The sequence below is a fragment of the Kitasatospora sp. NPDC048722 genome, from assembly GCF_040650235.1.
Lineage (GTDB): Bacteria > Actinomycetota > Actinomycetes > Streptomycetales > Streptomycetaceae > Kitasatospora.
The window spans coordinates 16,805-31,090 of record NZ_JBEZGX010000041.1; the positions used below are offsets into that span (position 1 = coordinate 16,805).

11 protein-coding genes and 2 pseudogenes are annotated in these 14,286 nt (G+C 72.2%); 7 read left to right on the plus strand and 6 right to left on the minus strand.

What is annotated here, in order from left to right; genetic code table 11:
• Window positions 1-3 precede the first annotated feature (3 nt).
• Window positions 4-771 carry a 3-oxoacyl-ACP reductase gene (locus tag AB0C76_RS27150; RefSeq protein WP_030557237.1) on the plus strand — a complete coding sequence of 256 codons (768 nt, stop codon included), beginning with the start codon at window positions 4-6 and terminating at the stop codon, window positions 769-771.
• A gap of 80 nt (window positions 772-851) precedes the next feature.
• On the opposite strand, the gene AB0C76_RS27155 is transcribed toward AB0C76_RS27150, so the two are convergent.
• The 5 genes from AB0C76_RS27155 to AB0C76_RS27175 form a co-directional block, all read right to left on the minus strand.
• Window positions 852-2,294 (minus strand): lyase family protein, encoded by a 1,443-nt coding sequence (locus AB0C76_RS27155; RefSeq protein ID WP_359970573.1) that lies wholly within the window; start codon window positions 2,292-2,294, stop codon window positions 852-854.
• The gene (locus tag AB0C76_RS27160) at window positions 2,291-3,505 is read right to left on the minus strand and encodes an MFS transporter (RefSeq protein WP_359970575.1); all 1,215 of its coding nucleotides are present in this window, start codon (window positions 3,503-3,505) and stop codon (window positions 2,291-2,293) included. Before AB0C76_RS27160 ends, AB0C76_RS27155 begins: the two co-directional genes overlap by 4 nt.
• Window positions 3,505-4,134 carry a GNAT family protein gene (locus AB0C76_RS27165; protein WP_359970577.1) on the minus strand — a complete coding sequence of 210 codons (630 nt, stop codon included), beginning with the start codon at window positions 4,132-4,134 and terminating at the stop codon, window positions 3,505-3,507. Before AB0C76_RS27165 ends, AB0C76_RS27160 begins: the two co-directional genes overlap by 1 nt.
• 37 nt (window positions 4,135-4,171) lie before the next feature.
• Window positions 4,172-6,055, minus strand: a complete 1,884-nt coding sequence (locus AB0C76_RS27170) for an FAD/NAD(P)-binding protein (protein WP_359970579.1) — start codon at window positions 6,053-6,055, stop codon at window positions 4,172-4,174.
• A gap of 268 nt (window positions 6,056-6,323) precedes the next feature.
• Window positions 6,324-7,088: a VOC family protein gene (locus tag AB0C76_RS27175; protein ID WP_359970581.1), complete on the minus strand. Its 765-nt coding sequence runs from the start codon at window positions 7,086-7,088 to the stop codon at window positions 6,324-6,326.
• 287 nt (window positions 7,089-7,375) lie between these two features.
• Between AB0C76_RS27175 and AB0C76_RS27180 the strand changes: the two are divergent.
• The 5 genes and pseudogenes from AB0C76_RS27180 to AB0C76_RS27200 form a co-directional block, all read left to right on the plus strand.
• Window positions 7,376-7,909, plus strand: a pseudogene (locus AB0C76_RS27180) (carbohydrate binding domain-containing protein); the annotation flags it as partial.
• Window positions 7,910-8,113: 204 nt separating this feature from the next.
• Window positions 8,114-9,070, plus strand: a pseudogene (locus AB0C76_RS27185) (chitinase); the annotation flags it as partial.
• A gap of 157 nt (window positions 9,071-9,227) precedes the next feature.
• A complete protein-coding gene (locus AB0C76_RS27190; RefSeq protein ID WP_359970583.1) occupies window positions 9,228-9,905 on the plus strand; it encodes a helix-turn-helix domain-containing protein in 678 nt (225 codons plus the stop codon).
• 148 nt (window positions 9,906-10,053) lie between these two features.
• Entirely contained in the window at window positions 10,054-11,664 is a 1,611-nt protein-coding gene (locus AB0C76_RS27195; protein ID WP_359970584.1) for a cytochrome bc complex cytochrome b subunit, read from the plus strand.
• A gap of 36 nt (window positions 11,665-11,700) precedes the next feature.
• Entirely contained in the window at window positions 11,701-12,141 is a 441-nt protein-coding gene (locus tag AB0C76_RS27200; RefSeq protein WP_359970585.1) for a PPOX class F420-dependent oxidoreductase, read from the plus strand.
• Window positions 12,142-12,174: 33 nt separating this feature from the next.
• Here the strand turns inward: AB0C76_RS27200 and AB0C76_RS27205 are convergent, their stop codons facing one another.
• Window positions 12,175-12,678, minus strand: coding sequence for a metallophosphoesterase (locus AB0C76_RS27205; RefSeq protein ID WP_359970685.1), 504 nt, complete (start codon window positions 12,676-12,678; stop codon window positions 12,175-12,177).
• Between the two features lie 281 nt (window positions 12,679-12,959).
• Between AB0C76_RS27205 and AB0C76_RS27210 the strand changes: the two genes are divergently transcribed.
• On the plus strand, window positions 12,960-14,153 hold the full coding sequence (locus AB0C76_RS27210) for a helix-turn-helix domain-containing protein (RefSeq protein WP_359970587.1): 1,194 nt from the start codon (window positions 12,960-12,962) through the stop codon (window positions 14,151-14,153).
• Window positions 14,154-14,286: the final 133 nt, after the last annotated feature.

Genomic DNA, 14,286 nt, shown 5'->3' on the forward strand with positions numbered 1-14,286 from the left:
AGCATGACCCAGCGACTCGACGGCCGCGTGGCCGTCATCACCGGCGCCGGCAGCGGCATCGGCCTGGCGACCGCCCGCCGCTTCGCCGCCGAGGGCGCGAAGGTGGTCTGCGTCGACCTCGACCCCGAGACCGGCGCCAAGGCCGCGAACGAGGTCGGCGGCCTGTTCATCCAGGCCGACGTCACCGACGAGGCCGCGGTGCGCGACCTCTTCCAGCGGGCCGTCGACGAGTACGGCCGCCTCGACATCACCTTCAACAACGCGGGCATCTCCCCGCCGGACGACGACTCCATCCTCACCACCGGTCTGGAGGCCTGGAAGCGCGTCCAGGAGGTCAACCTCACCAGCGTCTACCTGTGCTGCAAGTACGCGATCCCGCACATGCAGCGCCAGGGCAAGGGTTCGATCATCAACACGGCGTCGTTCGTCGCCGTGATGGGCGCGGCCACCTCGCAGATCTCCTACAGCGCCTCCAAGGGCGGCGTCCTGGCCATGTCCCGCGAGCTGGGCGTGCAGTTCGCCCGCGAGGGCATCCGGGTCAACGCCCTCTGCCCCGGCCCGGTGAACACCCCGCTGCTCCAGGAACTCTTCGCCAAGGACCCGGAGCGGGCCGCCCGCCGCCTGGTCCACATCCCGCTGGGCCGCTTCGCCGAGCCCGAGGAGATCGCCGCCGCGGTGGCCTTCCTCGCCTCCGACGACTCCTCCTTCATGACCGCCAACACCTTCCTCGTCGACGGCGGCATCTCCGGCGCGTACGTGACGCCGCAGTAGTCCCCGCCGACACCGCCGGCGCGCCCGCCCCCTGCCGTGGGGGAGGGCGCGCCGGCGCGGCCCGAGGAGCGGCCCGGGCGTTACCCGGCGGCCAGCTCGCCGAAGCTCGCCTCCAGTGCGGCCTCCGCCGAGCTCAGGCGCCCGGCCACCTCGTCGAGCCAGGACGCGTCGGCCCCCACCGCCGCCCGCGCCTGCGCGAGCATCCGCCGGAACTCGGCCGGCTGCGGGCCGCCGAGACCGCGGTAGGAGGCGACCATGTCCACCGGGTCCAGCGCGGCACGGAACCGTGCCTCGGTCAGCGGCAGCTCGTCGTCGACACCGTCGAACCCGACCGCGATCTCCCGGTAGAGCCGCCGCGCCTCGGCGAAGTCGAGCTGCTCCACCGTCAACCCGCCGCCGCGCCCGTACGTGACGAGGGCCGAGGCGAACCGGTGGCCGACGTGGAACGGGACGTCGCAGTCGCGCTGCAGGACGTTCGCCAGCTCCGAGGTCGTCGAGTAGTCGGACCGCACCTCGGCGAGCGCGGCCTCCTCGTCCAGCCGCATGCCGCCCACGATGGCGTGCACCTCCCCGAGCAGGGCGAGCGTGCGGTCGAGGGTCCGCTGCGCCTCGGCCCGCTTGTAGTCGGTGAGGCCCGAGCACACGTTGTGCGCGGCGAGCGCCGTCGAGACGCCGTCGCCGATCACCTCGCTGGCCAGCAGACGCGCCCGGTTGAGCGCGACCGGGTTGCGCTTCTGGGGCATCAGGGTGCTGGGGCTGAGGAGGTCGGTGTTGTCCAGGGTGATCCACGGCCGCGCGTGGTGGTACTGCGCGTGCACGTCCTGGACGAAGGTCCCGAGGGACAGCGCCAGCGTCATGGCGCTCGCCGCCACCTCGAACCCGACGTCGATCGGCGAGAGCTGGGCGGCGTCGAAGGAGTTCTGCACGGGCTCGTCGAAGCCGAGCAGCTCGGCCAGCCGCACCCGGTTGACGGGGAAGCTCGACGTCGCGAGGGCCGCCGCCCCGAGCGGGCACCGGTTGACGCGCGGGTAGGCCTCGGCCAGGCGGAGGGCGGAGCGCCGGAGGGTCGCCTCGTAGCCGAGGAGGAGGTGCCCGAAGGTGGTCGGCTGGGCCTGGACACCGTTCGTGTAGGCGGGCACGATCGCCGATCCGTACCGCTCGGCGAGCGCGAGCAGTCCGGCGCGCAGCCCGCCGAGCGCGCGGTGGACCAGGACGAGACGGTCGCGCAGGAGCAGCCGGTAGACGGTGGGCAGCATGTCCTGACGGCTGCGCCCGGAGTGGATGCGGGAGCTGTCGGGGCCGACCAGGTTCCGTACCAGTGGCTCGACGTGCAGGTAGTCGGTCGGCCGGTCGGCCCCGGGCGCCTCGGCGTCGGAGACGACCTTGGCGATCGCGGCCGCCGTCCGGGCACCGACCTCGCGCGGTGCGATGCCCTCCTCGACGGTCATCACCGTCGAGGCCTTGTCCAGCAGGCAGAGCCAGAAGAACGTGTCCCGGCCGTTCAGGTCGGTCGTGTCGGTCATAGAGCGGGTTCCTCGATTCGATGGGGTCGGTCGGCCCCGGCCGACCAGGCGGCGAGCGCCACCAGGACGCTGACGCCGACCACGGCGGCCAGCAGGCCGACGGTCGCGCCCCAGCCGGCGGCGGTGTAGAGGGGGGAGGGTGCGACGGCGCCGATGCTGCCGCCGGCGTAGTAGGAGGTCAGGTACAGCCCGACCGCGCTGGACTTGGCGGGCCCGCCGGCCTCGGCGGCGTAGCCGATGGCACAGGCCTGGCCGGAGAAGACCCCGGTGGATGACGCCGCCAGGCCGACGATCACGGCGGGGGTGGACGGGAGGAGGGTGAGGCCGAGACCGGCCAGGGAGACGGCGCTGACCAGGACGAAGGTCCTGAGCCGCCCGATGCGGCCGATCAGGCGGCCGGTGAGCGGAGTGACGACCACCGCGACCAGGAAGACGGCGAACACCGCACCGATCTCGAAGCTGCTCAGCCCGAACGGCGGGGCTTCCAGGACCATCCCCGCGTAGGTGAAGGATCCGACCTGGAGGAACAGGATCGCCGCCCCGATGAAGCAGGTTCCGAGCAGCCGCGCGTTGCCGAAGTGCCGCCCGATGCCCTGCAGGCTGGCCAGCAGCGACTCCGACCGCCGGAAGCGCCGTTCCCGGGGCAGCCAGGCCGCGGTCACCGCCAGGGTCACGAGCAGCACGAGGGCCATCGCGACGAAGGACGACCGCCAGCCGAAGTGCGTGGCCGCCGCGCCCGAGAGGAACCGCCCGCAGAACCCGCCGAACGCCGTGCCGGAGACGTAGAGGGCGTTCGCCCCCTGCGCCGCCGCGCCGGTGCACTCCTCCGCGACGTACGAGACGGCGACCGCGAAGACGAACGGGATGAACAGGCCCTGGGCGAAGCGGCACACCAGCATGGCGGCGAAGTCCCGGGCGACCGCGCAGGCGAGGGTGGCGGCGAGCGACGCGCCGATCGCCGCCACCATCACCCGTTTGCGGCCCAGGAAGTCGGAGACCGAGCCGGCGAAGGGGGCCACCACCGCGACGCCCAGCGTCGTCGCGGTGATGGTCCAGGTGGCCTGTCCGACGGGCACGTCCAGGTCCCGGGCGAGCTCGGGCAGCAGTGGCTGGGTGGAGTAGATGTTGAGCAGCGCGCACAGGCCGAGCAGGAAGACCGCCGTCCGGGCCCTCGGGGACAGCGGCCCGGCGGTGTCGGGATCACGCGGCACTACGCCGACTCGGACGCGGACCCGGCGCGGGCGAGCAGCCAGGTCAAGTGCCGCTGCACGGCGGGCCATTCGCCGTTGATGACGCTGTAGTAGCAGGTGTCCCGCAGGGTCCCGTCCGGCAGGATGAGGTGGTTGCGCCAGACGCCCTCCAGCTTCGCCCCGAGCCGCTCGATCGCGCGTCGGCTCGGCTGGTTGAAGAAGGCGGTCCGGAAGCCGACCGCGATGCAGTCCAGCTGCTCGAACGCGTGCCGGAGCAGCAGCAGCTTCGCCTCGGTGTTGAGCGAGGTGCGCTGCACGCTCCTGCGGTACCAGGTGTGCCCGATCTCCAGCCGGCGGTTGGCGGCGTCGACGTTCATGTAGCTGGTCATGCCCGCGATCCGGCCCTGGGCGTCGAGCACGGTGAAGGGCACCATCCGCCCCTCCTCGGCGAGTCCGAGGCGCCACTCGATCTCCTGCCGCATGCCGTCGGGGGAGGGCACGGCGGCGAACCAGGTGTCCCACACCTTGCCGTCCTCGACGGCGTCGACGAGCTCGGCCTCGTGGCCGGCTTCGAGCGGGACCAGGGTCACGTGGTCGCCCTTGACCGTGAACGGCTCTATCCAGGGCGCTCGTTGCTGGGTGGTGGTCATTGTCGTCTCCAGGGGTCTCGAGGAAGGGTCCCGGCCGTCAGGCCTGTTGCGGGGACCGCTGCGGCGCGAGCAGGTGGTCGACCATGGCCTGGACGGCCGCGGCGGCGTCCGCGGTGATCCGGGAGTCGACGCCGGGGGCCGGCAGCATGTTGGTGAAGTAGTGCGCGCCTTCGGTGAGGTGGCCGAGCGCGCAGATGTTCGGCACGACCGAGCCGTCCGCGTCGATCAGCCGTCCGGCCGTGTCGACGTCGAAGCCGCCCGGCTGGAACCAGCCGTTCGCGAAGGGGCGGGCGTGCCCGGCGGACAGCAGCGACCGGGTCAGCGGCGAGGTGTCGTGCTCCGGCAGGAACGGGTCGACGCTCGCCCCGACGAGCACGTCGAAGCGGGTGGGCGGCGAGGACTGCCGGGCGCTGTCGAGGACGAACTCGGCGCTCTCCGGGTCGAGTCGGGCCGTCGCCCCGGGACCCGCGCCGAGGTGCAGGACCCCGGCGGCGAACAGGGCGCGCCACTCGCGCGACCTGGAGGCGGGCGGCCCGGCCGCCACGGCGTTCAGCATCGGGGCGTACACCTGGCAGAACCTCTGGTGCGAGGCCGGTGTCAGCCCCCGGTGCTCGACGGCCAGCCGGAGCTCGTCGCGCAGGTCGCGCAGGGCGTCGGCGGCGGCCTTGACCGGGTTCCTCAGGTTCCCCTCGGCGGCGCGGCGCTCGTCGGTCGCGAGGAAGTCGACGAGGTCCGACTGGTAGTCGCCGAGGGTTCTGGGCCGGCCCGGCTCGGGGCAGCGGAGCAGGGAGTCGACCTCCCGGAGGTCCGCCGGTCCTCCCACCGATCGGGCGGCCGCTTGCAGTTCGGCCCGCAGCAGGGGAAGCAGGTGGCTCTCGAAGTCGAGCTGACCGTGGGTTTGGCGCAGCTTCCGCAGCTCGTCCGCCGTCAGGACCGAGGGCCGGTGCGCGTCCGCGGGTGTCTTCTGGTTCACGGCCCGGGGAGAGAACATCCGGCCACTGCGCGAGTAGACGTGGATCCGGGGTTCGTCGCCGCTGGGACGGTAGACGGGCTCCCCGTCCGCCCCCGTCACGAACCGTCCGCCGCGGCCGACGGTCAGGCTGGCGACCGCGTCGATCGCCGACAGCCCCATGCCGCGCACCGCGACGCGCGCGCCGGCTTCGATGGTGTCGAGCTTCTGCAGCGGGTAGCAGTTGCGGACGTAGCGCAGCCGGGGGTTGGCCCGGTGGTGGTCGGCGACGAACTGCTGCACCGCCTGGTCCTGCGCCGTCGGGTGGTTCGTCCCGTGCCCGGTGGTGAGGAAGACGAAGTCCGCGGCGACGATCGCACCGTCCGAGAGGTTGAGGACCCAGGACCGGTCCCGCAGGGCCCGCAGCGTGTGCGCGGTCGTCCGGTGCTCGTGGACTCTGATCGTGTCGGGCGCCTGTCGGCGCAGGAGCCGGTAGGAGTGGGCCAGGTAGCGGCCGAGGACGCTGCGCGGCAGGTAGGTGTTCTCGGGGACGCCGGCCCATTCGGCCAGGCTGGGGCCGGAGACCGGCCGCCCGGGAGCGCTGGAGTCGCCGGTGCGGAACACCGTGACCTGGCCGGCGACGGTGTTCATGAGCAGGTGGCTCGGCTGGCTCGGGTAATGAGTCCCTGAACCCGGGTGATTCGGGTCGATCAGATGGATCGAGAGGCTTTCCCAGTGGATCTGTGGTATTCCGCAGATCCGCTCCAGAATGCTGAGTCCGCGTGGGCCGCCGCCCACGATGGCAATGGAGACGTGCTTTGAAGTCACAGTAACCCCAGGGTTAAGAAGTGGTCGTTGCGCGGGGGCTGTGCGGATCTGACCTGCACGTTGGCGTGGCGGAAGAGGAAATGAAGCGTCATGGTGACGAACTCCAGGTGATTTTCGGTGACTTCCGTGCAGCGGTGCGGGCACGGGCGGGCCGGCCTCGAATGGCCGTCGGACGGGCGGAGCGCGTCCCCTCAATGCTCAACGGGTCGGACACGAAGTCCGGTTCAACGGAATTTATTCAACCGGAGCGCCGTCCTGACGGCAAGTGAGGAAAATGTGCGCTTGGAGCCGAAGGGATGTGAACGTACGACCGGTGTCGTCGGAGTGCGTCCGCAACGATGCGGGAACGCGCAGGCCCCGGCTGTTCGGACAGCCGGGGCCTGCGCTGGGTGGCTCCGCCGCAGCGGGGTGATCAGCCGCCGGTGCGGGGGGCGAAGACGCCGAAGGCGGCGCCCTGCGGGTCACGGATCACCGCGATCCTCGGACCGTTCTCCATCTCCACGTCGACGGGTCCGTGCAGGACCTCGGCCCCGAGGCGGCCCGCCGTCGCCGCGGAGGCGTCCACGTCGGCGACGAGGAAGTGCGGGATCCAGTGGGACGGGATCTCCGGTGGGAACTGGTCGCCCATCTCCATCACCCCGCCGAACATCTCGCCGGCCAGGCCGACCATCGGGTAGACGTCGTTCGGCCAGACCTGCCAGCCGAAGGCGGACTTGTAGAAGCCCACCGCGGCGTCCCGGTCCCTGGTCGACAGGTCCGCCCAGCCGAAGGCGTTCGGCTCGTTCACCACGCCGAAGCCCTGGAAGGCGCGGGCCTGCCAGACCGCGAACGGGGCGCCGGTCGGGTCGCTGAGCAGCGCCCAGCGGCCGAGGTCGCCGATCTCCATCGGGTCCATCCACACCTGGGCGCCCGCGGCCTTCGCGGTCTCGCAGGTGGCGTCGGTGTCGGTGGTGGCGAACGACAGCAGCCACATCACGGGCTGCTGGGGGTTCATCAGCGGGGCGGCCGCCGCGGCGGGGGAGCCGTGGAGGGAGAAGGTCGTGTAGCCGCCGTACTGGGGGTCCGGGTCGGTCTCGGCGGTCCAGTCGAACAGTTCCCCGTAGAACCGCTTGGCGCCGTCCATGTCCTTGACGCTCAGCTGTGCCCAGCAGGGGGAGCCGGGGATGATCTCGGTCACCTTCAACGCGGGAGCCTTTCGAGTCGGGGTCAGGGCAGATCGACCATATCCGGTCATTCCTCGGATAACGGGCATCCGACCGCGAAGCTTCGGGGTCGTTCGGCCGGCGCCCGGGGTGTGTTCGGCCGGACCTCTCCCAATTGGTCCAGACCTATTGACGGGTCTTGCCGCCCCTCCTACGATCCGGACCGGCACAGCCCCACATGTCCCCCACCTCACCCAGAGCCGGGCGTCACGCCCCCACGCGTCGGTCATGTCCATGGCGCTCGGCGGGAAGGGAGCACCTCATGTTCCGTCGGAGGCCGCATGGCCCACGCCCGCAGCGCGCGGCCGTGGAACGCACACCGCAGGTGAACCGCACGAGCCGCGCCGAACACGGGCCGACCCTCCTGAGGCGCTCCCTCGCCGGAGTGAGCGCCGCCGCCGTCATCGGCGCCGGCCTCGCCGCGGTCGGCTCCGTCACCGCCGGGGCCGCCACCGGCAACCTGGTGGCCAACCCCGGCTTCGAGAACGGCCTCTCCGGCTGGACCTGCACCGGCGGCTCCGGGACGACCGTCGCCGGCCCGGTCCACTCCGGCGCCGCCGCGCTCCAGGCCACGCCGACCGGCCAGGACACCGCCCAGTGCAGCCAGACCGTCAGCGTGCAGCCCGACTCCCAGTACACGCTGAGCGCCTACGTCCAGGGCAGCTACGTCTACCTGGGTGCCACCGGCACCGGCGGCGGCAGCGACCCGTCCACCTGGACGCCCGGCAACGCGTCGTACGGCCGGCTCGGCGTCGGCTTCACCACCGGGCCCGGCACGACCTCGGTGACGATCTACCTGCACGGCTGGTACGGGCAGCCCGCGTACCTCGCCGACGACGTGTCGCTCACCGGGCCCGGCGGCAGCAGCCCGTCGCCCACCGCCACGACGCCGACCAGCGCGCCGCCCACATCCGTGCCGCCCACGAGCGCCCCGCCGACCACCGCCCCGCCCACATCCGTGCCGCCCACGAGCGCCCCGCCGACCACCGCCCCGCCCGGCGACACCTGCCCGACGAAGCCCAGGCCGACCGGCAAGGTCCTCCAGGGCTACTGGGAGAACTGGGACGGCGCCGCGAACGGCGTCCACCCCGGCATGGGCTGGGTGCCCATCACCGACAGCCGGATCGCCGCCCACGGCTACAACGTCATCAACGCCGCCTTCCCGGTGATCCTCTCGGACGGCACCGTCCAGTGGCAGGACGGCATGGACACCAACGTCAAGGTCGCCACCCCTGCCGAGATGTGCCAGGCCAAGGCGGCCGGAGCGACGATCCTGATGTCCATCGGCGGCGCGGCCGCGGGCATCGACCTGAGCTCCAGCGCCGTCGCCGACCGCTTCGTGGCGACCGTCGTCCCGATCCTCAAGAAGTACAACTTCGACGGGATCGACGTCGACATCGAGACCGGCCTGTCCGGCGGCGGCGACATCAACACGCTGTCCGCCTCGCAGGCCAACCTGGAGCGCATCATCGACGGCGTGCTCGCCCAGATGCCCCCGGGCTTCGGCCTGACGATGGCCCCCGAGACCGCGTACGTCACCGGCGGCAGCGTCACCTACGGCTCGATCTGGGGCGCCTACCTGCCGATCGTCAAGAAGTACGCCGACAACGGCCGGCTCTGGTGGCTCAACATGCAGTACTACAACGGCAGCATGTACGGCTGTTCCGGCGACTCCTACCAGGCCGGCACCGTCCAGGGCTTCACCGCCCAGACCACCTGCCTGAACAACGGCCTGACCGTCCAGGGCACCACGATCAAGGTCCCCTACGACAAGCAGGTCCCCGGCCTCCCCGCACAGCCGGGCGCGGGCGGCGGCTACATGGACCCGGGCCTCGTCGGCCAGTCCTGGAACGCCTTCGGCGGTTCGCTGAAGGGCCTCATGACGTGGTCCCTCAACTGGGACGGCTCGAAGGGCTGGACCTTCGGCGACAACGTGAAGTCCCTGCAGGGCCGTTGACGAACCACTGACCACCCGCGCCCCGGGCTCCGGCCCGGGGCGCGCGTCATCGGCGGGCCCCGGGCCCGCGGAGGCGGCCCGGATAGGCTGGTACACGCCCGTATCCTCCCGCTGTCCCGTCCTCCGCCGACCCGCGACGATCACCGAGGTCACCGCCGTGCCCGCCACCCCGAACGACTCTCCCACCGGCCCGGTCCCGGCGGCCTCCCGCCGCCGGGACGCCGCTCGCAACCGCGAGATCCTGGCCGCCGCTGCCCGCAAGCTGTTCGCCCGGGAGGGCCTGGGCGTGCCGCTGGACCGCATCGCCAAGGCCGCGGGCGTGGGCAACGCCACCCTCTACCGGCACTTCCCCACGCGCGAGGCCCTGATCGAGGAGATCTTCGCCGACACGAACGCCATGTTCGACCGGGCCGCCGCCGACGCCCTGGCGGAGCCGGACGGCTGGCGGGCGCTGCACGGCTACTTCGAGCGGATCTTCACCCTGGTCGCCGGCGACCGCGGCCTGAACGACCTGGTCACCGCGACCGCCCGCGACTCCCGGTTCCTCGTCGAGCTCTCCGAGCGCAACGCCGCAACGGTCGCCACCCTGGTCGCCCGCGCCCAGGAGCAGCACACCGTGCGCACCGACGTGGCCACCATGGACCTGCTCATCCTCATGGGCCCGCTGGTGCGCGCCATGCCCGCCCTGACGGAGCGGCACCCGGACGGCTGGCGCCGGCCGCTCGCCCTCCTGCTGGACGCCTTCCGCCCCACCGACGGGACGCACGCGCTGCCCGGCGCGCCGGTCGGCTCGGAGCACCTGGAGAGCACCTTCTTCCGCCTCTGGGAGGCGTAGGGGGAGGCCGCTCCGTCCGCCGACGGAGTGGCTGACGTCTGTGATCGCGCCCACCCCGGCTGGAACCGGGGATTACTCCCCGGTTATCGTGGTCTCGGCTCGAAGCGGGGAGCTATCCCCGTTTCACTTTCGACCGAGGTGCGTGGACATGACGCGGAATCAGGACCCGGGGCGCGGGCAGCGGGCGGCCGACTGGGCGGACGGCCGGCTGGGGATCTACTCCCTCGCCAGGGCGAACCTGCGCAAGATCTTCCCGGACCACTGGTCCTTCATGCTGGGCGAGATCTGCCTCTACTCGTTCGTCATCATCATCCTGACGGGCGTGTACCTGACGCTGTTCTTCAAGCCGTCGATGGCCGAGGTCGTCTACGACGGCTCGTACGTGCCCCTCAAGGGCATCGGCATGTCCGAGGCGTACGCGTCGACCGTGGACATCAGCTTCGAGGTGCGCGGCGGCCTGCTGATCCGCCAGATCCACCACTGGGCCGCCCTGGTGTTCGTGGCGGCCATGTTCGTGCACATGATGCGGGTGTTCTTCACCGGCGCGTTCCGCAAGCCGCGTGAGATCAACTGGGTCTTCGGCTTCCTGCTGCTCTTCCTCGGCATGCTGGACGGTTTCTTCGGCTACTCGCTGCCGGACGACCTGCTGTCGGGCACCGGTATCCGCTTCATCGAGGGTGTGCTGCTGGCCGTGCCGTTGGTGGGCACCTACATCCAGATGTTCCTGTTCGGCGGGGAGTTCCCCGGCCACGACATCGTGCCGCGGTTCTTCACGATCCACGTGCTGCTGGTCCCCGGCATCATGCTCGGCCTGCTGGTGGCGCACCTGATCCTGGTCTTCTACCACAAGCACACCCAGTGGGCGGGGCCCGGCAGGACCGAGAAGAACGTCGTCGGCATGCCGCTGATGCCGGTCTACATGGCCAAGGCCGGTGGCTTCTTCTTCCTCGTGTTCGGCATCATCGCGCTGATGTCGGCGGTCGCCACGATCAACCCGATCTGGGCGTACGGCCCCTACCGGCCCGACCAGGTGTCCACCGACGCCCAGCCGGACTGGTACATGGGCTTCGCCGAGGGGCTGATCCGCGTCATGCCGGGCTGGGAGGTCGGACTCTGGGGGCACACCCTCAACCTCGGGGTGCTCATCCCGTTCACGCTCTTCCCGCTGGTCCTGGGGGCGATAGCGGTCTACCCGTTCGTCGAGGGCTGGGTGACGGACGACCGGCGGGAGCACCACCTGCTGGACCGGCCGCGCAACGCGCCCGTCCGCACCGCGCTCGGCGCCGCCTGGATCAGCGTCTACCTGGTGATGCTCGCGGGCGGCGGCAACGACCTGATCGCGACCCACCTGCACCTGTCCCTGAACGCGATCACCTACGCGGTGCGCGTCGGCTTCTTCGTCCTCCCGGTGGTCGTGTTCATCGTCACCAAGCGCTGGTGCCTCGGCCTCCAGCGACGGGACCGGGAGAAGGTGCTGCACGGCCGCGAGACCGGCGTCATCAAGCGCCTGCCGCACGGCGAGTTCGTCGAGGTGCACGCCGGGCTCATGCCCGCCGAACTGCACCGGCTCACCGCGCACGAGCAGAACCGGCCGGTCCAGCTGCCGGCCCGGACGGACGAGAACGGCGTGGCCGGCAAGGCCGGCGTCCTCACCCGCACCCGGGCCAAGCTGTCCCGCGGCTTCTACGGCGAGGGCAGCCAGATCCCCAAGCCCACCGCCGAGGAGCACCACGAGATCACCGAGGGCCACGGACACTGACCCGGCCCCGGCCCGTCACGCCAGAAGGAGGACACGGTGCACGACCGAACCGGCCGACTCGCCGACAGCAGGTACCTCCTGCTCACCACCTTCGGTGACGACGGCAGCCGCCTGGAGTCGCAGATCTGGGTGGTCGCCGACGGCCCGGCGCTCGGCATCTGGACCCCCGCCCGGTCCGGGGAAGCCGAGCGGATCCGACGCCACCCCAAGGTGCTGGTCGGCCCGTGCGACGCCCACGGGCGCCCGACCGGCCGCCGGCTCCCGGCCCGGGCACGGCTCTGCGACGCGGACGCCACCGCGCGGTACCGCACCTCGCTGATCAACAAGTACGGCCTGACCGCCCTGCTCGCGCTGGCCCGCAGCCGCTTCCGGGTCGGACTGGCCGGGACGGTCGGCATCCGGATCACGATCGACGACCTGGAACAGCGGCTGGTCGGGCCGGAGTGGCAGCTGCCGACGACGTACTGCGTGAACTGAGTCGGGCCGCACCGGGCACGACGGCGTTCCGCGTCAGGCAGGGCGCGGGACGTCGTGCAGGTGCACCTCGCTCAGCCTGCCGTCGCCCACGAGAGCGGTCAGGTACGTGGTCGTGGGCTGCCGGCGCCGGTCCGTCGGGGAGCCGGGGTTGAGCAGCCGCAGGCCGCCCGGGGCGAAGCTGTCCCACGGGATGTGGCTGTGCCCGAAGACCAGCACGTCGGCGTCCGGGAAGCGGACCTCGCACCGCTCCTCGCGGCCCTTGGCGGGCCCCGTCTCGTGGACGACGGCGAAGCGCACGCCCTGCAACTCGACGCGGGCGACCTCGGGCAGCCGTGCGCGCAGCGCGGCCCCGTCGTTGTTGCCGTGGACGGCGACCAGCCGGGCGGAGCGGGCCTCGAAGAGGTCGAGCGTGTCCGTGTCCACCCAGTCGCCGGCGTGGAAGACCACGTCCGCGTCCGCCATGGCGTCGAGGAGCACCGGGGGCAGGCGGCGGGCACGCGTGGGCAGGTGGGTGTCCGAGGTCATCAGGAGTCGCAGCACGGCCTCCAGCATGGCGCACGGAACCCCGGACGCGGCCGAAGGGGGCGGCACGCCCTGTGACGGGTCACAGCGCCGGCCGGCCCGGAGCGGCACTCGACTCCTCCGGGAGTGCCGATTTCGTGACCGTGCCACGCGTCACACGGTCCGAGGTCCGGTCGCGCGCCTAGCATGCAGGTCGGCCAACTCCCGCCCGTGCGGGGGAGGGTGTGCATGACGGGCGAGCGGAAGGCGTGGTTGTGACGGATGACAGCGCGTGTGACCCGGCGACCGGGGAGGCCATGGCAGAGGGACTGCTGGCCGACCTGCCGCGGCTGAAGGCGGAGATAACCGCGCGGTTGATGGCCGAGCAGCCGGTGTACGGGCGGCTGCCCGCCGAGCAGTTGGAGCACGACGTCAGCCGGGTCACCGAGCAGAGCATCCGCGGCATCGCCCAGTCGCTGCGGACGGGCCGGCCGCTGGAGCCGAAGTGGCGGGCCTACCAGCGTGCCTCGGCCGCCCGGCGGGCGGAGGAGGGCGTGCCGATCGAGGCCGTGGTCGACGCCTACTACCTGGGCGCGCAGGTGTGCGTCGACTTCCTGGCCCGCTACCTGCCGCCCGCCGAGGTGGGCATCGCCTACCGGACGCTGCTCACCGGCCTGCGGGTCACCGTCTCCGAGGTCACCGCCGGGTACCTGGAGGAGCGCCAGGCGCAGGTCGGCGAGAGCGACGCGGCCCGGCACACGATGCTGTCGGCGCTGCTCACCGGCACCGACATCCACACCGCGGCCCGCCACACCGGCACCGCCCTGCCGCCCGCCTACCTGGTGCTCGCGCTGGCGATCGGCACGCACCGCGACGAGCTGCGCGAGGACGTCGACACGGCCGTCGCCGCCCGCCGGAAGATCCGGCGGATCCGCGCCGAGCTCGACCGGCGCACCGGCCGGCCCGTCCTCGCCCAGCTGACCGCCACCGAGGGCGTCGCCCTGCTGCCCCGCGCCGAGGCGGAGGCCGACCACCGGCCCTGGCTGGCCGCCGCGATGGAGGACCTCGGTCGCGCCGCGCGGGCGCCGCTGACCGCCGGGGCCGCGATCTGCGCGCCCGACCGGGTGCCGGACGCCGTCCGCCTGGCGACCGAGGTGCGCGACACCGCCGTCGTCTTCCGGCGCCCGCCCGGCGCCTACCTGCTGGACGACCTGCTCATCGAGCACCAGCTCACCCGCCCGGGCGCGGCCCGCGACCACCTCGCAGAGCTGCTGGTCCCGATCGCCGACAAGCCCGATCTGCTGCCGACCCTGCGGCTCTACCTCCAGAGCAACCTCAACCGCCGCGAGGTCGCGGCGCAGCAGCACGTCCACCCGAACACGGTCGACTACCGCATCCGCCGCATCGCCGCCCTCACCGGCCTGAACCCCGCCGAGCACGGCGACCGCATCAAGCTCAGCGCCGCGCTCGCGGCCCTGGACACCCGGCGGCTGGAGCACGCCGCCCTGTGACCCGTCGTGTCACCCGTCGTGCCATCCGTTGTGATCCGTGACAACTCCTGCCCCGGAACTCTGTGTTCGGCACAGGAGTCGCCCCGCCGGTGCGCCCCCATCATGGAGGACTACGCGCAGCCCGTCTGCGGAG